This window comes from Qipengyuania marincola (assembly GCF_029688625.1).
Classification (GTDB): Bacteria; Pseudomonadota; Alphaproteobacteria; order Sphingomonadales; family Sphingomonadaceae; genus Qipengyuania.
In genome coordinates, this window is the sequence record NZ_JARULC010000002.1 from 668983 (window position 1) to 688302 (window position 19320).

A 19320-nucleotide genomic window follows, 5' to 3' on the forward strand; every position below is an offset into this window, starting at 1 on the left:
CGTGACGGTATGTACCGGCGCGAAAGGACATTATGCGTAATACGAATGCCTTGATCCTTGGCCTCGGAGCCACAGTCGCGATGGTCGCGGCGCCCGCGCTTGCACAGGGCGCTCTGGCCATGCTCGATACGCTCGACAAGGGTGGCTGGGAAGTTCGCTATCGTGACGGTTCGACCGCGCGCAAGGTCTGTGTCAGCACGGGTCGCGAACTGCTCCAGCTCCGTCATCGGCAGGGGACATGCAATCGCTTCGTCGTGGAAGACGGGGCCAACGAGGTCACGGTCCAGTACACGTGCCGCGGCAACGGCTATGGCCGTACGAGCATTCGCAAGGAGCGCTCGAACCTCGTGCAGATTGACAGCCAAGGCATAGCGGACGGCAAGCCCTTCCAGTTCTCGGCCGAAGGCCGCCGCACGGGCGCGTGCAACTGAGGATTGCCGTGGCCTGGCAACAGGCCTAGCTGCATGGCGCATGGCATCGCACGAGACTGACCTTCGCAAGCCGGCCGTGATCCTTTTATCCGGCGGCCTCGATTCCATGGTGACCGCCGCTTTGGCGCGCGAGCGGGGCTTTCCCCTCCATGCCCTGACGATCGATTATGGCCAGCGCCATGTGAGGGAACTGCAATCCGCGCGAGCGATCGCCGAGAAGCTGGGGGTCGAGCGCCACATCGAGCTGCCGCTGGACCTGCGCCGTTTCGGTGGTTCCGCACTCACCGATGACATCGCGGTCCCCAAGGAAGGGGTCGGGAACGACATTCCCGTCACCTATGTTCCGGCGCGCAATCTCGTGTTCCTGTCGCTGACCACGGCATTTGCCGAGGCATCCGGATCTCGCGACATTTTCATTGGCGTCAACGCGCTCGATTATTCAGGCTATCCAGACTGTCGCCCCGAATTCATCGCCAGTTTCGCCGAAACGGCCCGCCTGGGGACGAAGCAGGGGGTCGAAGGCGCGCCTTTCGCGATCCATGCCCCGCTGCAGGAGATGTCGAAAGCCGACATCGCGCGCGAGTGCTTCCGGCTTGGGCTCGACCCGGCATGGAGTTGGTCATGCTATGATCCTATGCCCGATGGCAGGGCGTGCGGGACCTGCGATTCCTGTCGCCTGCGCCGAAAGGGCTTTGAGGAAGCTGGCCTTGTCGATACCACCGTCTATGCAGAGGAAATGCCTGGCGTGACGGAGTAAGGATTTGGCAGACAGACCAACGACTGAGGACGTGCGCGCGGAGACCGAGGCAACCGACAAGGTACCAGCCTATAGCTGGTATGCCTTGAGCGTGCTGGTGCTGGTCTATGTTCTTAATTTCATCGACCGCCAGATTCTTTCGATCCTCGCGAACGACATCAAGGAAGACCTCGGAGTCGCCGACGATTATCTCGGCTTTCTCTATGGCACGGCGTTCGCGGTCTTCTACGCCCTGTTCGGGATTCCGCTCGGTAAGCTGGCCGATAGCTGGAAGCGCGTTCGGCTCATGGCAATCGGCTTGACCTTGTGGTCTGCGATGACGGCAGCTTCGGGATTTGCGAAGAATGCAACGATGCTGACGGTCGCACGCATCGGTGTCGGCGTGGGCGAGGCGACAGCCAGCCCTTCCGCATACTCGCTGATTTCGGACTGGTTTCCGGCCCGGCTCCGCGCCACCGCGCTCGCGATCTATTCCTCGGGACTGTACATCGGCGGCGGCATTTCGATCTGGATCGGGGCGCTGGTGGTCGAAAACTGGAATGCGGCCTATCCCGATGGCGGACCGCTCGGCCTCGTGGGATGGCAGGCCGCATTTCTCAGTGTCGGGATCCCTGGGCTGTTGCTCGCGATCTGGGTGCTGACCCTGCGCGAGCCTATTCGCGGCGCGATCGACGGCATGCCGACGCAGGAAAACCCTCGGCCGTTCAAGGGCTTTCTGGAAGAGCTGGTCGAGGTCATACCGCCGTTTACACTGATCGGCGCCGCACGTCGGGGGGCCGCAGGTATCCTGCTCAATCTCGGGGGCGCGCTTGTTTTCGCTCTTCTGGCTGTGTTCCTGTCGCGAATGACCTCGGGCGCGACGGCCTCCATCATTCCGGGCATTTCGGATCAGTGGCTGTTTCTTGGCGTGGGCTATTACGCTGTCTTCAGCTGGGCGACGGCCTTGCGCTCGCGCGATTATCCGACCTTTGCGCTAACGTGGGGATCTCCGGCATTTCTGACGGTCATCCTTGGCTACGGGACCGTCGCTTTCATGGCCTATGCCGCCTCCTATTGGGGGGCGCCTTACGCCGAACGCGGATTGGGCGCGGACAAGACCGATCTTGGCTGGTTCCTCGGGATGCCCGCTGCCCTGGCAGGGTTCCTAGGCGTGATCTTGGGCGGGCGGATGGCCGACAAGCTGCTCGAGCGGTTCGACAATGGCCGCGTCATGGTGATCCTGTTTGGTCTTGTCGCATCGGTGCCGCCGATAATTGTGGCCTACACGACGCCGAGTCTCGTCGTGTTCTATGTCGCGAGCTTCATCGCGCAAATGACATCCGCCTCTGCGCTCGGCGGGGCTGCAGCAAGCAGCCAGGCCCTGGTCCTGCCACGGATGCGGGGGATGGCGACCGCAATCTTCTTCCTTTCGACCACCCTCATCGGCCTCGGGATCGGGCCGTTCCTCGCGGGCTATGTGTCCGCGGTCAGCGAAGGAGGTCTCAGCACCGGCATGCTGGCTACGCTCGTTGCGGCGCCTTTCGGTCTGATCCTGCTGGTCATCGCGCTGAAACTGGTTCCGGCCGCTTCCGCGAGCGTTGTTGAGCGCGCGAAAGCTGCCGGGGAAGCCATCGACTGAGGTACTGTCAGGCCGGCTGCAAAACTCCGCAGGCGACGCGCGAGCCGGCATCGCCGGCAGGATCGGTCACGTAATCGTCGGGGCCGGCATGAATGACGACGGCTGCCCCGTCCGCGTCGAAAATCTGTGACAGAACCGTATCTGCCGATCCGTCGAGATCGATTTGCGCGCTGGCCGTCCGGTTGGCGCCGACCACGAGATTGGGCAGGTCGCCGAGATGCTTGCCACCCGTCGACAGCGATCCGTGGGTGTTGTTTCCAGGATTGAGGTGACCGCCGGCACTGGCGAAGTCCGGTGCCCTGCACTCGCCGGTCGTATGAAGATGGAAGCCATGTTCGCCTGGCTGAAGCCCGACGGCCGCGACAGTGACGGTGACGGTATCGTTGTTCCGCAGCAGCTGGACCGTGCCTGCGGGTAGCCCCTGTGCGGTTCGAAGGGTCGCGCTTCCGACCCGCTCTTCGGGCAGGTCGTCAATCGTGGTGCAGGCACCCATCATGGTTGTGGCAGAAAGCAGGACAGCGGCAAGGCGGTAGGTCATTGAAAGGCTCCATTGCAGAAGAAGTCGTCCACACAACGAAAAAGGGGCCGGATTGCTCCGGCCCCTCGTTCTTCTTTCGCTATGGAAGCGTCGCTTACATGCCCGAACCCGGACCGTAAGTGATTTCCACACGACGGTTCTGCAGTTCGCGAACACCGTCGGCGGTCGGAACGCGCAGCTGCGATTCACCGAACGCTTCGCTGGTGATCCGGCCACCCGGGACACCGCGCGAGGTCAGGTAGTCGCGAACCGATGCGTTACGACGCTCGGCGAGGCCCATGTTGTAGGCGGTCGAACCCGAAGTGTCGGTGTGACCGGCCAGCATGACCGCTGCCGTGCCGCAGTTGGCATAAGCCGAAACCGCGTTGTCGAGGATCGTCGCTGCTTCCGGAGTGATGTCCGATTCGTCCCAGTTGAAGAAGACGATGTACGGACCCTGCTCGCAAACCGGCGCAGGCGGCGGCGGAGGCGGCGGGGGCGGAGGCGGCGGCGGCGGCGGCGGCGGGGGCGGCGGAGGCGGCGGCGGAGCTGCACCGAAGTTGTAGGTCAGCGTGCCCAGCAGCGAGTGCGTCCGGACCGTTTCGTCCAGCGTATTGCCGTCGAGGTCGACCAGGTTCACGCCCGTCGCGTTGAAGAAGCGATAGCGAAGGCCGACATCCCAGTTGTCGCTCAGCGGAGCGCGCACACCGGCGAGCACCTGCCATGCAAGACCGCTGTCCGAATCGTCGAGCGCGCCGAAGTCCGAACCGGTCACATCGACGCTGGTCCGCGCGACACCGGCACCACCGCCGACATAGCCCTGAAGGCCGTCATCGGGGCCAAAGTCGAGCAGGCCATTGACCATGAACGACAGGATGCTGGTCGATCCGCCGGTTTCGGTAACACCCGCCGGCAGAAGAACACCATTACCGATCCGCAGGCCAAGAGCACCCGCGGTGACAAAATCAATATCGGCTTCGCGATAGCTGACTTCAGCTTCGGCACGGAACGGGCCGAAGTCGTAGCCAACGAAACCGCCGAAGTCGTAACCGGGTTCGTGATCGACCGAGAAGATGTCTTCGTTCGTACCGTCGAAGCGATCGAAGTCGGCATCCTGCACGATCATCGCGCCACCTTCGAGGCCGACGTACCAGGCGTCGTCCCTCGAGAGGGCAGGCGATGCAAGGGCCGTAGAGGCCATCGCCATACCTATGACGAATTTCCGCATTATAGTTTCCCCTTTTTGCGAATAAGAGCCACCGAGTGGTGCATGTCTAACTTTTCACCCGATAAGTGGCAAGCGGGCAATGCCCGGGAACTGTTGCAATTTTGCCGCTCTGGAAAAGCGGCGACGTGGTGGTTGGAAGGTCATTCCCCCTGGGGCGCGCAACGTCCCGTCTCGCATCAAGTTCCCGGCAAGATTCAGGCAATTACTGCCGCCCCCCGCAAAGCGGCCAGAATGGCGTTGATCGCCGACCGGGCCTGCGTGTCCACCACCGACCCGCCGGATGGTTCGGATAGCGATTGCGGCCGGCTCCAATCGGACAGGTAAATCCGGATAGAAGCACTGGCGATCTCATAGGCGGCGAGGCCGACCACCGGCTGCGCGAAGGTCCATTGCGCCCCGTCCCAGCCGGCGATGGCGCCGTCCATGTCGGCCCAGTCCCCGGAGGCACCGGGCGCGACGATCCAGCATTCGCCCGGAACAGGAGCCGCAGGCGCCGAAGCGGCTTCGCCCTGCACCACCGGGTGCAGCAACATGTCGAGCAACGCGATGCTCTCGTTCACGAAGAGTTCCTTCTGTACCTGGCCCGGCACTAGGTAGGGCATTGCATGGCGCGGGCTTTTGGCATTGAATTCTATCGGCTGGGTCATGGTCGTTTCGTGTCCTTAGGTGGGCGGCAGCACGCCGAGGGAAAGCGCGGCTGACTTGGCGAAGCTGCCCTGCTGCCTGACCCAGATCGCCGCGCCGGAATGGCTGGCGCGCAGGGTGGCAACGGAAGCAGAATCGAGGCTGAAGCGGGATGAATTCGTGCGATACAAAGCATGGGGTGCGGCTGGTGGACCGAAACCGATCTCATAGGCCTCGGCTTGCTCGACCAGAGGCTGGTCTGCCGCATCCAGCCAAGCCCATCCGCCACGGGCCCGGCGCGTCCATCCGCATGCCATCGATCCATCGGCACCGAACGAGAGCCATCCGTGGCACGGAAATGGCGGCCGCCGGCTCAGTCCGGGATTTTCGAGCGTCGCATAGACCGGCTCGGTGTCCGCCAGGCCGATGACGGCGAATTGACCGCCGTCGGTGTGCTGGACTTCGCTCTCGCGCAGAGCCACGAGTCGCTCGTCGAGCAGCGTGATGCTGGTCTGGGCCGGATGGGCGTGCACAGCGTGATCCTCCGTCCCGCCCCTGCCACGCAATAGTCCGCTCAAGACCCAGCGGCCCTCGCCAAGCGGTTCGGCTTGCGAAAACTGCACGATCTCGGAGCCCAGGAGCAAGCGATTTGCGCCGCGCGCGAGCATCTCCGGCGTTGCCGGATGCAGCGTGGCGGTGGCGGGTTCCAGCGCCACGCGAAGGCTGGCAGCGCGATCGAACCTGAAGGGAAGACCGGGCGGCAGGCTGTGGGTAAGAACGCCCGAGATCGCGCGCCGCCGCGGCGCGGCGGAAAGCTTTTCCAATGCGTCCCCCTGGCGGGCGTAGAGGCTCGCCCCTGCCCAGGCGCCGTCGGCCGCGCCGATCGCTGCATAGGCCCGCACGGTATCGGCAGGGCCATATCCGTCCCACGGCAATTCGAACATGCGCAGGCTGCTTGGCTGTGGCGGCAGATCGCTCGGCCGCCAGCCCAGCCCTGGATCGGACGGCCTCGTCGTCGGGCGCAAATCCAAAGCGCGCAGCAATTGCAGCTCGATGCCGGCCTCGCGCCACTCCCACGAGGCAATGCGCCATTCGCCGGGATATCCGGGCGCGCTGACGATCGTTCCCGGTTGCAGGGCGGGATCAAGCTCGGCCATCCGCCACGACAGCGTTTCCTGCGCGATCGCCTCGCGCGTCGATATCTCGCGCAAGAGACCGTTGGCTGATCCGGCCGAAAGGACGCCTGGAAACTCGACCTGTTCGTGGCGGCCCGCGGCGTGCTGGCCTTCGACCCGCTGAAGCCCCGGCTGATAGTCGCGCGCCGGATCGTAGTACCGCAAGGCCGACACGACACTCGCGGGCGAGGCCTTCCGGGTCGTTGAAACACCATCGTCGCGGCCGAAGTCGCCCTCGTTCCAGCGCGCGGCAGGCGGCAGGGACCGCGCATTGCCGTTTGGTTTCGCGGCGGGGGCAACAGTGATCCTGCTTCCCGAGAGGAGGGGAGTCAGAGGGTTTAGGCGGTCGACCAGTGAAAGCACCTGCGCGGGGGTCCCGCCATCGTGCACATATCCTTCCAGGACATCCACCGGTGCCGACCCCCGGGCTCCGGCGACGTCTTCGATGAGGCCCGACACCAGGTGCGATCCGGAGCCGGCAAAAACCTCGAAGCTCAGGGCCGGGATGCGATTGCCGAAATCGCCCAGTTGCAAATTCTCGAAAACGACATAGGCGCAGCCGCGATGGGCCGGGCATCTCTGCTCGAGCGCAGCCGCAATCAGGGGATCGGGCTCCTGATCGGCGTGGCCGGTATGGACACGCAGAACGCCGGCCGTTTTCATGTCGCCGGCGGCGCCGCGCAACAGGTTGCCATCCGCCCAGATGCGCCCGATCCGGTCGATCGGTCGGCTCGAAACGGCAACGGCGAAAGACACGCTGTAGCTATATCGCGTTGCATCGGGACTGCCCTTGCCACCGCCCGATGTCTCCTCGGTTTCGACCAGGTCAGTCGCCCAGATGATTGTCCCGGGCGTGCGCACCGTGCCGAACTGGCGCGCGATCGGTTGGCCATAGCTCGAGGTCGAGATCGCGAGATCCTTCAGTCGCGGGCCGTCGGATCTGGGCTGACCGAAGATCGCGCCGTCGATCTGGCGTCCGATCAAGGCGCCCACGGCACCCCCGAGCGGCCCTCCGACAAGCGTGCCGAGGCCGCCGATTACCAGCGTTGCCATATCAGTTTCCCGAATTGGGGGCGCACAGGCGCCAGTGATGAAGGATCGGCCATGCGATCTTTCCGGAATGAAGTGCGACACGGCGCAGGCCCGCATGGGCGTGGACGAAGTGCCGGGCGGACAGGGCGATCATCAGATGCGCCTGTGCCGGACCGGGGCGGACCAGCAGCAGGTCCCCCCGGCAGGGCGGGGCCGCCGGATGATCTGCGACAGTCTCAAACCCGTTATCGGCGGCCAGGGCGAGGTGGCCTGCAATACTCGCATTGCGCAGGCGATAGCTGTGCGGAGCCGACGGCCTGCGGCCGATATGCTCCAGCGCGCCTGCCACAAGGCCGACGCAGTCCACCCCATGTTCGCGTGAACGCCCGTGCAGGACGAAGGGCGTCCCGATGAAATCTTCGGCCGCCTTGGCGAAAGCGGCGGCATCCGCGTTCATCGCGGAATCGGATATTGTGCGAGCAGATCATTGCCCGGCAGGAAGGGTTCTCCGCGAAAATTATGGGCATTATCGAAGCGGTCCGCGCAACTGGCGATCGTCCTGTCGCAGCCTTCCCGGATGCGGACCTGCACACCGACCATGAGGCTGTCTTCGATCGGACTGTCCACCGTGACGCTGGTCGAGTCCGCATCGAGGATCCGCATTGTCATGCCGGTGCGCGCACCGCCCATCAGGCGCAACTCGCCCAAGGCGTAGTCCTCGTGACTGGCGAGATCGAGCGTCAGCCGGTTGCGTGCCCGATCGACCGCGACGATCCGCGACACGCGCTCGAAAGCGGCCGGAGCAAGCGCGCACCCCGGCCCGCAGAAACGCGCCCTGCAGGTCGGGCTGGAGACCGGCACGATATCGACTGCCAGGTCGGCCTTCGCCGAGTGCAACTGGGCGCTGAAACTTCCGCCTTCCTGCGCGATGGCCCCGATCGAGCCGCCGTAAAGCATCGCCCGTTCGAAGGTCTCCCAGTCGACGATGCCGCTGACGACGCGCGCGCCATCGAACAGGCCGGCGGACAGATCCGCCGCGCGGATGCTGTCGTGCGTCAGGGCGCCTTCGACCTCGCTTTCGTCATCCTCGAAGCCGATCGTGCGGCGGATGGCGCTTGGCAGCATGCCCGGCGCGGCTCGGTGGAGCAGGCCGTCGAACCACAGGTCGCGATCATGCGTGGTGAAACCGAGAGCAACGCCATCCCTGCGAAAGACCCGCCACCAGGCGGCCGCGGTATCGAGCTCGCCGGCAAAGAATACCCTGCTCATGCGTCCTCACGCAGTTCGACGAGCGGGACGGAGGGCGCTTCGCCCGCCGCGAAAGACGTGCCGCTGACGTCCAGCCGGTCTTCGGCAAAGCGGACCGGCACGTCGAACTCGAACCCGGCCCGTATGTCCGCGCCTGCGGCAGGCGCGACGTCGAACCGGATCCAGCCCTTGCCTTCGTAGGTGAAGCCAGCCGTTTCGATGCCGTCGACGCTGATCCGGATCGTCTCGCTTCGCGGGCGGGTTATCGTGCGCCGCTGTTCGCCGTAATACTTCGCGAGCTGGAAGCGCGTAGTCCCGCCGTCGCCGGTGCCGAGGGGCTGGTCACCGGGGCCCGGCGCATCGATCATGGCATGGGAGCTGAAATCGTAGGGATCGCGGAAGCGGAAGCCGCGCGCCGGGCCGTGGCGCGCCCTGAAAAAGGCGAGCAGCGTCCCGAGCTCGCGTTCGGACCGGATTCCGGGGCCTACGTCGTAGCGCAGGCGGGCATCGGACCACAGCGCGTTACGCCGTTCGTGCCCCGACGCGGTGACCGCGACCGAGGTCGAGAACTCGGGACTGACCGCAGCATCGCGGCCCAGCGCGAGCGGATAGGAAACATCGTCGAAAGCTTGCACATCGTCCTCCAGATAGGGCAGGCGGGTGTATCCATCGCGCGCGACCTGCGGCAGCGCCCAGACGTATCGCTGCGAAATTCCCCGCTGCCGCGCTTCGTCGAGCGCGCCGTCGATCAGCGGCCAGAACCGGTCTGCATCTTCAGGCAACAGGACGAAGCCCGACATGTAGTCGGTCGCCTCCACCGGGTAGCCAAGATGCTTTTCGACGAAGTCGTAGGCGTTGCGTCGGGCGCCCTCCGCGCCATGCGTCAACCAGTCATAGTCCTCGATCTGGAGGCGGTCGAAGGCGGGCCAGGCCCAGCCCACGGGCATGTTCGCCCGCCAGGCATCGGGGCTGCGGGTATCAAGAACGGTAGGCGTGAAGGTCAACAGCAGGATCTCGACCGGACCGTTCGCCACGCTGCGCACATGTGCAGCCAGGTCGGCAGTGGCAGCCGACAGGATCGCTCCGGCCTGGTCGAGGAGGGCCTTCTGCTCGTCATCGAGGGGCCCCCAGAGAGTGTCGATGACGACCGGATTCCCGCCCAGTGCCGCCTTCGTCGTATTGTCGTAAAAGCACGGCGCGCCGGTTTCGGGGATAGTCCACCACCAGGGTTCGCCGATCTGGAACAGCGCGCGGCCGCCAGCCGCTTCGAGCAGGCTGATGAAGTGGGCCGCAGCCCCCTTCAAAAATTCCACCGCGCCGCTGTGTGCCGGCGAAAGCAGGGCGGACGGCGGATCCCAGCCGGTGAGTGCATGCGTGCCGTCATGCGCCCGTTGGCGCCACCAGTTGGGGCAATGCTGGGCCAGGATTTCGAACGACAGCGAGACGATCGGGGCAAGCGCTGCCTCGACCGCGCCAGTGAAATAGGCTTCGTGCCAACGCCTGGCCGGACCGCACAATTCACCCGAGGGTTCGACATAATGGCTTCCGTTGGCATGTCGGAAGAGTCGGAAGAAATGACTCATCCCGACGTAGTGGATCACCCGCCCGCGATAGCCGAGGCCGATGATCGAGCGCACAAGGCGCGCCGGCGTCTGGTTGAAGCTGTCATCGTACGCGGTTGCTATTCCTTCACCATGTGGTGGCAGGAGTACATCGCCGATTTCCAGCATCGCCCGCTCGCCCTGGCAGTCGATCTCGGTCATCTCGGCCCAGGCGTCCACGCGGGAGCCCAATAGGGCGGTCGAGCCTTCGACATACCCTTCGGGCACCAGGCTGATGAACATGCGGTCTATATCGGCGACATGCACGGCTTCTCCGGGCAGAGCGTACCCCGACTCGAGGCCCGAAAATCGCAATTCGATGCGGGCGTCGGTCGGGCTCCCGCTGGCATAGTTCCATAGCCGCACATACCAGCTGCGCGGATTGCCGGCGGCATCGCGGCCCTCGATGGTGAGCGTTGGCCCGTGGGGCACGTCGAGCGGCAGGATGCCTGCGCTGCGCCAGCGGAACCGCAACACGCAATGCGAATAGTCGCGCCGGGTCTCATAGGCGAGGAGGGGATGGTCGAGCGTGTCCTCGCTCTCCCAGATCAGGCCGGCCAGTTCCCCCTTGTGGTGGAACTCGCAGTCCACGCGCATGGCGTCATGTTCGGTGCTGACCACGCTGGCCATCATCGGACGCGGGAAATTGACGGTCCAGAACCGCGGGTCGAAGCGCTTGATCCAGTCGCTATGCTGACCCTCGCGCTCACGGGCGAGCCAGAATGGCATAGGTATTCTCCTAAAACGAGAGCGCCCGGCGAACCGCCGCGGCGACCTGGCGCGAGCTGCGTTGCATGGCGACCGGTGCGCTGGTGCCGCGGGGGGCCGAGAGGTTGATTGCGACGCGCACGTCCCGGGCTGATCCCCCACCGGCATTGGCTTCGACGCGGCCTGCGCTGGTGGGGACGAACAGCTCCGGCCCACGTTCGCCGACCAGATAGGGCTTGTCCGGCCCGACGAGGCCCCCGGTCGCGCGGCCGGGCAGGCCGAACAGCGCGCCCAAGGCACCGGAAAGCAGACCGCCGACCCCGCCCGGCTGGCTTCCCGCGCCGCCGAACAGCCGGTCGAGGCCCAGCTGCAGCGCCTGGCCCGCGATCTGGTCGAGCGCGGCCGACGCCGTACGCTTGAGATCCTCGAAGCCGAGCGAGCCCTTGCGGACCGCACTCAGCAGGCCGCGCTCGAGCACGTTGCCGGCTTTTTCGAAGCCGTCCATCAGCGTCCCCTCGAAGCTTCCGCGCATCGTCCGCATGTCGGCGGCAAACGCCTGAGTATCGGCGCGCACCGAGACGATCAGCTCGTCGATCTCGTCATCCATTCTCGTCCCTTTCGATCATCCGCGCGATCAGGTCGCGCGTGGGCGGGGTCCCATCCGCACGCGGCGGTGCGAGGCTGGCGAGCAGCTCCGCCGGCGTGGCGTTCCAGAAGGTGTCGGGCGTCCAGTGCAGCGTCGTCGCGGCGAGGCCTGCACAGCGCAGCGCCATCTCCGCGAAGCGCTCGCTCATTGCGCGCCCTTGAGTATCTCGCCGAGCAGGATGCGCAGCGGTTTCGCGCTGGCGGCGAGGCCCTGCGCCATGACTGCCTCGCCGACCCGTTCGCGCGACAGGGCTTGTCGATCGGCCAGGCAGTGCCAGAACAGCGCGACGATCTCGGAGAGCCGCAATTGCCCTTCGCACGCCCGCTCGACGAGCGCGAACAGCGGTCCGAGTTCCTCCTCCGCACGGACCAGCGCATCGAAACTCGGGCGCAGAAGGTAATTCGCACCGCCCACTACCAGGGTCGCCTCGCCGCGACGTTCGTTGCTCATACCGGCAGCACCTGGCCCGAGCTTTCCAGCTGGACCGAATAGGTGCGCTCGCCATTGAAATCGCCCGCGTAGTCGAGCCGCTGGACGAGGAACTGGCCGCGCATCTTCGCGCCGTCCTCGAACGACAGCTCATAGGCATCGAGCGTCCCGGCGAGGGCATTGCCGCGCACCCGGTCCTCGGCATCGGAACCGAGAAAAATCCCGCTCGCCGAAACCGAGACCGAGCGCGTGCCTGCACCCGACAGCAGCTCGCGCCAGCCGCCCGATTCCTTGGTCGTCACGACGACGGTATCGCCGTTGATCGACATCTGCGTGGTGCGCAGGCCGGCGACGGTTTCGTAGGTTTGCGGCGATCCGCCGTCCCCGATCTTGAGGAGGAAGGCGGCGCCTTTCTGGGCTGTCATGGCGAATTACTCCGTTGCGAAAATGAGAAAGCGATATTCGAGCAGCACCGCCCGGGCGCTGCGAGCGCGGCGCTCGACACGGCTGCGCAGGAATTGCGTCGCCGCCACGCGAAAGCCCGGCTGATTGGGGCCAAGCGTGGCGATGCGATGTTCGATTTGCGCCACGATGGCGGCCGTCGCGGCTGGATCGTCGCTGCGGTCGACCAATTCGAAGGCGATGCGGACCTCGCGGCCCGCGCCGGTCTTGTGGCTGCGATCCGCCGCTGCCGAGGCGACGATGGCGAGCGAGGGTGGGCTGGCGGCCACCGGGCCTTCCTCCTCGACCGCATTCAGCAGGCCTGCGAGCGTGCTGTCCGCGCGCAACCAGTCGACCAGTGCGCGGCGCAGGGCGCTTTCCATCATGAGGATGCTCATTCGGGCCTCCGGGTGAAGTCGGGCCACAGCAGGCGTGGTTGGCGCCAGCGGGCGGGATCGGCGCGGCGATGCAGTTCGGCGCGGGCTTGCGCGATATGGGCGGCGCGTCGGGTCAGGGTTCGGGCGATGTCGGAGAACGTCACAGCCGCAACCTGCGCCATGGCCGCCAAAGGGCGGCGACCGCGCTGGGGATAGCGCTGTCGCCGCCCTGGTCGCGCTCGCGATAGGCGTGGGCGGCGAAGCGGACGATGCCGTGGCGCAGGCCGGAATCGAGCGATGCCCAGTCGTTTGCCAGTCCGACATCGTAGGAGATGCGAAGATGCGGTTCCGGGATTGCGGCGTTCAGCCTGACGCGCGCGCCATCGCCTGTGCGTTCGCAGGTGTACTCCCCCGGATCGAGCAGCCGCGACAGGCCGGTGTGCGCGATGGCCTCGACCGTGCCTACGTTGATGAAGGGGCGGGCGTTCAGGACCTGCCATTCGCACGAGGCATCGAGGCGTTCGCGGACACCGGTCTTGAGGGGGAACAGGCCGGTGAAGCTCTCGCACATCGCAGTGGCACTGGCGATCAGGCCTGCCAGCACCGCGTCGTCGCGTGTGCCGCTGATGGCGAGCCAGGTCTTGAGTTCGGCAAGCGGGAGTTCGGTGAACCCGGCCTGCGTCACGATTTGGCGCATGGAATTGGTGTCCTTTTATGAGGGCCCTCAGGCGCCGGGCGGAGCGCGTCCGCGCTCCTTGGCTATCCTCGCTCATGCGGACTGCGTCCGCGTCGCTGCGGGCGCGCCTGCAGGTGGCCTTCGGCCAGCTGCGTCTTCGACTTCGCTTCCGCGCTTGCCTCGCTTCGCTCGGTGCTCTGGGAGGGGATAGTTTCGCGCTGGATCCGGGCCGGCGGAGGCCCGGCAAGGCCAAGCGGCCGCCCCGCAGCGGGTGCGGCTTGCCGCACGTCTAGCGAGGACGAACCCGCGGATGCGGGTTCGCAAAACAAAAACACGGGCGGAGAGGGGTTAACTCCGCCCGTGTTTCGCGACCTACAGCTCGATCTTCAGGAGCTTGATCGCATTGCTGTCGACCACCTGCCCGCCCACGCGCTTGGTGGCGTAGAAGTGGACGAAGGGCTTGTTGGTGAAGGGATCCCGCAGCACCTGCGTGGCGCTGCGTTCAGCGATCAAGTAGCCGTGGCGGAAATTGCCGAAGGCGATCGGGAAGGCGCCTGCAGCGATATCGGGCATGTCCTCGGCTTCGACCACCGGATAGCCGAGCAAGCGGTCGGGCTGGCCCTCGACGAGGCCCGGCTGCCACAGGAACGCGCCGTCCGCGGTCTTGAGCTTGCGAACCTCGGCCAGCGTCGCCGAGTTCATCACGAAGCTCGCGCCCTGGCGATGGCCGGCCTTGAGCGTGTGGACCAGGTCGATCAGCTTCGCATCGGGATTGTTGTCGAACCCGTCCGCATCGCCGCTGCCGACATATTGCAGCGCGCCGAAATTGCGGCTGCCGTCGGCTTGGGTGGAGACGGGCGCATTGAGGAAGCCTTCGGGCTGGTTGAAGCCGGTGCCGTTGACGAAGGCGGCACCCTCGGCGCGGGCGAACTCCATCGCGATTTCGCTCGCAAGCCAGCTTTCGAGGTCGAAGCCGGCATCGTCCAGCATGGCCTGCGATGCCGCCGGATTGGCATAGAGCTCGCCCGTCGGCGGGGCGATTTCGGCAAAGATCGGCGTCTCGGTTTCCGGGCGGCCGGCGGTTTCGCTGACCCAGCCGCTGGCGGTGCCGCCGGTGGCAACGAGCTTGCGATAGCCCGCGCTGCCCGTCTGGACGACCTGCGCAATGGCGCGGATCGGGCTGATCTCGGTCAGCTCGCGAGCGATCATCGCATCGATCTGGCGCGGCACGGCATAGCCGCCGTCGGACGGCACAGCCCCGCTGATCGACTTGTATTCCGCCGTCGCTCCGCGGCGCAGGTAGCTGTCGACGAAGCCTTTCACTTCGGGGGCTGCCTGCTCGGTACCGCCGATGACGGGGCGAGCTGCTGCGCGGCCGATCTTGTCGACGCGAGCCTTCACCTCCTCGACATCGCTGCGCAGCGCGGCGACGTCCTGCTCGGTCCTGTCCTGGCGGGCGACGATATCGAAGCTCGCTTCTGCTGCGTCGGCGGGGGTGGGTGTCGTATTATCCATGGGTATTCCTCTTTCTTCAGGGCACAAAAAAGCCGCCCGGAAGGCGGCGAGGGGAGGGGTCAGGTGGTCAGATGTATCCGGGCTTCGGATTGCAGGGGGTGAGTGACCACGCTGACCTCGAACAATTCGATATCGGCCAGCTCGCGCCCCGCCCCGGTGTGGCGATAGGCGCGAGCGCGGTAGCCGAAGCTGAGGCCGTTTACCGCGCGCTCGCGCAGGAGTTTCGCTGCGCGCCCGTCGGGGTTGTCGATGCTCGCGACGATGCGCAACCCGCGCTCGTCCTCGCCCGCGGTTTCGACCCAGCCGATGCGCTGGTCGGGGCGATGCTGCCAGTAGAGCGGGTAGGGGCCCAAACGAGAGGATTGGCGCTCGGCCAGCGTCCGACGGAAGGCGCCGGGGCGGATCGTGTCACGCACACCATCGGCGCGGTCGAAGAGCGCGGCATAGCCGGCGATACGGAGAGTCACGAGAGCATCTCCCCGACGCCCATCCGCACCGCGATGCCGACCAGCAGCAGCGCCAGCATGCCGCGCACAAGCCATTCCAGGGCCGCCTTCCACGCGCCTTTCTTGGCGTCGCGCCAGGCGGAGAGCAGCTCGCGCAGCTCGTCGATATCGTCCTGCGCCCGCGGATCGGACAGGCCCAGCCGGTCGAGCACGCGGTTCGCGCCCAGCTCGCTCGCTTCTTCCACGATGGCGCGCAGCGTGATGAGCTCGACGCCCCCATGCGGATCGGGGCTCGCCGCTTGTGCGATCAGCCGGGCGAGCATGTCTTCTCTGGTCATCGGGCATTCTCCTGCGGCGCAATGCCCAGCATCGCGCGCTTTTCTTCGGCGCTCAGGAAATCGGCATCGCTGACCCGCGCCCACAGCTTCTCGCGGTCTTCCGCGAGGGCCGGCACGCGGTCGAGATCGATGGCGGGGGCGGATGTGAACCAGTCGGCGAGGCCCGCATGCAGGCCGCTCAGGATCTTGCCTGCCAGCGGCAGCAGCGTGAGCCGCCACAGCGCGCGGCTCGCCTCGCGATAGTTGGCATAGGTGTTGTCGCCCGGCAGGCCGAGCAGCATGGGCGGAACTCCGAAGGCGAGCGCGATGTCGCGCGCCGCGGCGGCCTTGAGCGTGGCGAAATCCATGTCCGCAGGGCTGAGGCTCATCGCCTTCCAGTCGAGCCCGCCTTCGAGCAGCATCGGCCGCCCGGCGTTTGCGTGGCCCTGGAAGGCGCTCTGCAATTCGGCCTTGAGCCGGTCGAACTGTTCGCTCGTCAGCCCGGCCGCATCGCCGCCGTCATAGACCAGCGCGCCGCTCGGCCGCGCCGCATTGGCGAGCAGCGCGCGATTCCACTCGCTCGCCGCATTGTGGATTGCGACGGCAGGAGCGGCGGCAGCGAGACAGCCCGCGCCATAGTGGTCGTCCGCCGGGTGGAAGCCCTTGAGGTGGATGACGTTCGGCCATCCGTCCTCGTCCTCCAGCGGGATGGTCAGCGTGCGATCGGCGAGGATGTAGCGATAGGCGCTGGGCCACCCATCCTCGCCCGCCACCACCTGCACCCGCTCGGGCCGCAGCGGATAGAGCTCGACCGGCACACCCGCACCGTCCTTGACGATCTGGACATAGGCATTGCCGTGCAGCGTCAGCTGCGCCGCCAGCACTTCGAGCAGCGGCTGCGACCCGCAGGAACAGGCGAGCAGCCGCGCGAGCCGCTCGTCCTCGCAGGCGACGGGCGCACCGCCGACCCCCTCGGCCACGATCCTGACGGAACGCTGCGCGATCGGATTGGCGCAATACCCTTCGCGCACCGCGCTGGCATAATCGAACGGCGCCGGCCCCGCGTCGAGCGCAGTCGCCCAGGGCGAGATGAAGCCACGCGAAACAGGCACGCGCGATTGGCCCCCGCCCTTGAAGGCGGAGGCGATACTGGTGAGGAAGGACATGGAAATTCCTATCTACGGATGATGTAGTGCCGTATTCAGGGACTTATCCCCAAAAACTGGAACAAAAAGAGACTTTCGCCTTGCGACTCATCACTTTCATCTGTGATGATCGGTCTTGGTAGCTGGTCTGCCGCATTTCGATCCGGAGTGCCGTCTCTCTGAACGGCGCGGAGGCGATGGTGCCTTCCGGAGCGCGGGCTTCAACCCGCATTCGAAAGGCGGGCAATATGCGACTTGTATTCGTACGAGCGTATACGCGCTGGCGGCTGGGCCGGGAGGAGCACGTCACTGCTCACACCCGGCGTTGGCCTAGACAGCTAGTGTTCTCGTTCTAGTCCTCTCTAGGCGGCAGGCTGGCTACCACCCCATTCCGTGATTATTCGCTCGGAATAAAATTTGAATCGCACAACTGAACCTCCCTTTCAATCGTGGGCGTTCAAAAATTTTAGTTTGCCCACTCAAATTGTCCGCACCCGCGGCCTCCCACGACGCCCCAGCATCAGCTCGCTCAGCGCCCAGACCAATGCATCTGCGCGGTCCGGACTTCGCCCCGGCCCTTCGTAGCCGCCGCCGGTCATCAACCCGCAAAGCTGGTCCTCCAGCTTCGCGAACAGGCCGGCGTGCCGCACCCGCCCGCTTTCGTAGAGCGCGGCGATGGGTTCGGCGCGGGCGACCTTGCCGCGGCTCGCGTGGACCAGTGTCAGCGGCAGGGTGAGGTCGGCGGCGCGCAGGACGCTGCCGACCATCTGGCCGCCCTGGTTGGCCTCGGCCACCACGCGGTCTGCATTCCACGCGCTCGCCGCCTCGGCCACGGCGCGCGCCCAGCGTTCGGGCGAGGGGCGGGCAAGCGAGCAATCGGCCAGCACCTGCGCCACGCCGTTCTCGCCCACGCCGCACACCACGATGCCGCATTCGTCGCCGCGCTCGCTGGCGGGCGGATCGACGCCCACCACCACGCGCGCCATCGGCATGGTGCTGTCCGTATCGCGGCACCGCTCGATCAGCGATCGCGACCATAGCGCGCCCTCGATATCCTCCAGCATCACCCCGTCGAGTTCCTGCCGCCCCAGCGCGGTCTTGCCGTATTGCCGCTGCATCCGGCTGATGAAGCGGGTGGGCAGGTGATCGGCATTCTCGTAGCTCGAGCCTGCAGTAACCACGGTGCTGCCGTCGGACGTATCCAGAAGGCGGCGCATCAGCGGTACCGGGCGCGGAGTCGTGGTCGCGACCACCTGCGGCTGCTCGCCCAGGCGCAGGCCCATCAGCAGATTGTCCCACGCCGTCATCGCGCGGTCGGAGGCATTGTCCCACTTCGCGATTTCGTCACACCAGGCGGCATCATGCTGTGGCCCGCGCAGGCTTTCCGGCTCGCCCGCCGAGTAGAGGAACGCCTGCGCGCCATTGCCGAATTGCACGCGGCGCAGCGAGGGTTCGAACACCGGGCAATTGTCCGGCGGGGCGATGGCCAGCAGGCCGCTCTCGCCCTCGACCATCACGGCCCGCGCTTCCGCCAGGGACGCGCCGACCAGCGCGATGCGCGCATCGGGGTGGCGCTTGGCATATTCGCGGACCCATTCGGCCCCGGCGCGGGTCTTGCCGAAGCCGCGGCCCGCGCTGATCAGCCAGCATTGCCAGTCGCCCTTCGGCGCGCGCTGCTCGCGCCGCGACCACAACTCCCAGACGTGCTGAAACGCTCGTCTTTCCGCCGGGCGAAGCGTCTCCATCGCCTCGAAGCGCGCCTTGTCGTCCTCGATCCGCAGCAATTCTTCGAGCAGGGTGTTCTGCTCGGGCGTCCTATTCTCCATCCGGGTCCACCCGATATACGCCGGCCTTTCCGGTTTCCGCTTCCATCGCCAGGCGCCGCTCGCGCATCTTGGAAAGCTTTTCGTTGATCGAGGCGATAATCGCATCCTCGTCTTCATTGGCGCGCAGGGCCTTCTGGCGGCCGACGGCTTCGCGATGCGCGGCCAGCAGGCGGAAGGCGATGGCATTGTCGAACTTGCGGCGACTCTTGGTCGGCCCGCCACCGGTCAATTCGCCGATGCGCAGGCGGCGGAGCAGGTCCATTTCGAGATTGTCGTATCCTTCGGCGAGCGCTTCCTGCCAGTTGCGGTAGAATTCGGCATCGCTGCGGCGCGCCTTGTAGACCGCGCCCGGATCGACATTCGCCTTGCGCGCGGCGGCAGCGACGTTCGATGTCCGGGCCAGTTCGGCGAGGAACTTGTCCTTCCACTGGCGGGGCGGCCGTTTGGCCCTTTTCGCTTTCGCCACGCATCCCTCCGTTTGTCGTGCGCAGCGCAAAAGGCGGCCCGCGACCTGCCGGTCGCCGCCGCCCTTCGAAACGCTGCTGGCTGGTGAATCACACTAT

At 66.1% G+C, this 19320-nt stretch carries 22 protein-coding genes; 3 read left to right on the forward strand and 19 right to left on the reverse strand.

The window, feature by feature from the left end:
* The first annotated feature begins 32 nt into the window (after nucleotides 1–32).
* From P8Q88_RS08565 to P8Q88_RS08575, 3 genes are read left to right on the forward strand one after another with little or no spacing between them, the layout of a single operon-like run.
* Entirely contained in the window at nucleotides 33–431 is a 399-nt protein-coding gene (locus tag P8Q88_RS08565) for a DUF3617 domain-containing protein (RefSeq protein WP_278323433.1), read from the forward strand.
* Between the two features lie 40 nt (nucleotides 432–471).
* The gene (queC, locus tag P8Q88_RS08570) at nucleotides 472–1188 is read left to right on the forward strand and encodes a 7-cyano-7-deazaguanine synthase QueC (RefSeq protein ID WP_278323434.1); all 717 of its coding nucleotides are present in this window, start codon (nucleotides 472–474) and stop codon (nucleotides 1186–1188) included.
* Nucleotides 1189–1192: 4 nt separating this feature from the next.
* A complete protein-coding gene (locus P8Q88_RS08575) occupies nucleotides 1193–2806 on the forward strand; it encodes an MFS transporter (RefSeq protein WP_278323435.1) in 1614 nt (537 codons plus the stop codon).
* Nucleotides 2807–2813: 7 nt separating this feature from the next.
* On the opposite strand, the gene P8Q88_RS08580 is transcribed toward P8Q88_RS08575, so the two are convergent.
* The 19 genes from P8Q88_RS08580 to P8Q88_RS08670 all read right to left on the reverse strand — a co-directional run bounded on the left by P8Q88_RS08580 (nucleotide 2814) and on the right by P8Q88_RS08670 (nucleotide 19223).
* The gene (locus tag P8Q88_RS08580) at nucleotides 2814–3344 is read right to left on the reverse strand and encodes a superoxide dismutase family protein (protein ID WP_278323436.1); all 531 of its coding nucleotides are present in this window, start codon (nucleotides 3342–3344) and stop codon (nucleotides 2814–2816) included.
* Nucleotides 3345–3438: 94 nt separating this feature from the next.
* Complete coding sequence (locus tag P8Q88_RS08585; RefSeq protein ID WP_278323438.1) at nucleotides 3439–4551, reverse strand: OmpA family protein; 1113 nt, start codon at nucleotides 4549–4551, stop codon at nucleotides 3439–3441.
* Nucleotides 4552–4745: 194 nt separating this feature from the next.
* Nucleotides 4746–5198 (reverse strand): DUF2793 domain-containing protein, encoded by a 453-nt coding sequence (locus tag P8Q88_RS08590; RefSeq protein ID WP_278323439.1) that lies wholly within the window; start codon nucleotides 5196–5198, stop codon nucleotides 4746–4748.
* Between the two features lie 15 nt (nucleotides 5199–5213).
* The gene (locus tag P8Q88_RS08595; protein WP_278323440.1) at nucleotides 5214–7403 is read right to left on the reverse strand and encodes a phage tail protein; all 2190 of its coding nucleotides are present in this window, start codon (nucleotides 7401–7403) and stop codon (nucleotides 5214–5216) included.
* Nucleotide 7404: 1 nt separating this feature from the next.
* Entirely contained in the window at nucleotides 7405–7839 is a 435-nt protein-coding gene (locus P8Q88_RS08600) for a DUF6950 family protein (RefSeq protein WP_278323441.1), read from the reverse strand.
* Nucleotides 7836–8651, reverse strand: a complete 816-nt coding sequence (locus P8Q88_RS08605) for a phage/gene transfer agent baseplate hub protein (protein WP_278323442.1) — start codon at nucleotides 8649–8651, stop codon at nucleotides 7836–7838. The genes P8Q88_RS08600 and P8Q88_RS08605 overlap by 4 nt, the downstream gene beginning before the upstream one ends.
* Nucleotides 8648–10960, reverse strand: coding sequence for a DUF2460 domain-containing protein (locus P8Q88_RS08610; protein ID WP_278323443.1), 2313 nt, complete (start codon nucleotides 10958–10960; stop codon nucleotides 8648–8650). Before P8Q88_RS08610 ends, P8Q88_RS08605 begins: the two co-directional genes overlap by 4 nt.
* Before the next feature lie 10 nt (nucleotides 10961–10970).
* Nucleotides 10971–11546: a tail tape measure protein gene (locus P8Q88_RS08615; RefSeq protein ID WP_278323444.1), complete on the reverse strand. Its 576-nt coding sequence runs from the start codon at nucleotides 11544–11546 to the stop codon at nucleotides 10971–10973.
* Complete coding sequence (locus P8Q88_RS08620) at nucleotides 11539–11733, reverse strand: phage tail assembly chaperone (protein WP_278323445.1); 195 nt, start codon at nucleotides 11731–11733, stop codon at nucleotides 11539–11541. The genes P8Q88_RS08615 and P8Q88_RS08620 overlap by 8 nt, the downstream gene beginning before the upstream one ends.
* Nucleotides 11730–12035, reverse strand: coding sequence for a gene transfer agent family protein (locus P8Q88_RS08625; protein WP_278323446.1), 306 nt, complete (start codon nucleotides 12033–12035; stop codon nucleotides 11730–11732). Before P8Q88_RS08625 ends, P8Q88_RS08620 begins: the two co-directional genes overlap by 4 nt.
* Nucleotides 12032–12439, reverse strand: coding sequence for a phage major tail protein, TP901-1 family (locus P8Q88_RS08630; protein ID WP_278323447.1), 408 nt, complete (start codon nucleotides 12437–12439; stop codon nucleotides 12032–12034). Before P8Q88_RS08630 ends, P8Q88_RS08625 begins: the two co-directional genes overlap by 4 nt.
* 6 nt (nucleotides 12440–12445) lie before the next feature.
* On the reverse strand, nucleotides 12446–12853 hold the full coding sequence (locus P8Q88_RS08635) for a DUF3168 domain-containing protein (RefSeq protein ID WP_278323448.1): 408 nt from the start codon (nucleotides 12851–12853) through the stop codon (nucleotides 12446–12448).
* 139 nt (nucleotides 12854–12992) lie between these two features.
* Entirely contained in the window at nucleotides 12993–13529 is a 537-nt protein-coding gene (locus P8Q88_RS08640) for a head-tail connector protein (protein WP_278323449.1), read from the reverse strand.
* A gap of 351 nt (nucleotides 13530–13880) precedes the next feature.
* Nucleotides 13881–15023, reverse strand: a complete 1143-nt coding sequence (locus tag P8Q88_RS08645) for a phage major capsid protein (protein WP_278323450.1) — start codon at nucleotides 15021–15023, stop codon at nucleotides 13881–13883.
* 59 nt (nucleotides 15024–15082) lie between these two features.
* Complete coding sequence (locus tag P8Q88_RS08650) at nucleotides 15083–15490, reverse strand: HK97 family phage prohead protease (protein ID WP_278323451.1); 408 nt, start codon at nucleotides 15488–15490, stop codon at nucleotides 15083–15085.
* Nucleotides 15487–15807 (reverse strand): DUF6127 family protein, encoded by a 321-nt coding sequence (locus P8Q88_RS08655; RefSeq protein ID WP_278323452.1) that lies wholly within the window; start codon nucleotides 15805–15807, stop codon nucleotides 15487–15489. The genes P8Q88_RS08650 and P8Q88_RS08655 overlap by 4 nt, the downstream gene beginning before the upstream one ends.
* A complete protein-coding gene (locus tag P8Q88_RS08660) occupies nucleotides 15804–16952 on the reverse strand; it encodes a phage portal protein (protein WP_278323453.1) in 1149 nt (382 codons plus the stop codon). Before P8Q88_RS08660 ends, P8Q88_RS08655 begins: the two co-directional genes overlap by 4 nt.
* 458 nt (nucleotides 16953–17410) lie before the next feature.
* A complete protein-coding gene (locus tag P8Q88_RS08665) occupies nucleotides 17411–18757 on the reverse strand; it encodes a DNA-packaging protein (RefSeq protein WP_446532542.1) in 1347 nt (448 codons plus the stop codon).
* Complete coding sequence (locus P8Q88_RS08670) at nucleotides 18747–19223, reverse strand: hypothetical protein (protein WP_278323454.1); 477 nt, start codon at nucleotides 19221–19223, stop codon at nucleotides 18747–18749. Before P8Q88_RS08670 ends, P8Q88_RS08665 begins: the two co-directional genes overlap by 11 nt.
* Nucleotides 19224–19320: the final 97 nt, after the last annotated feature.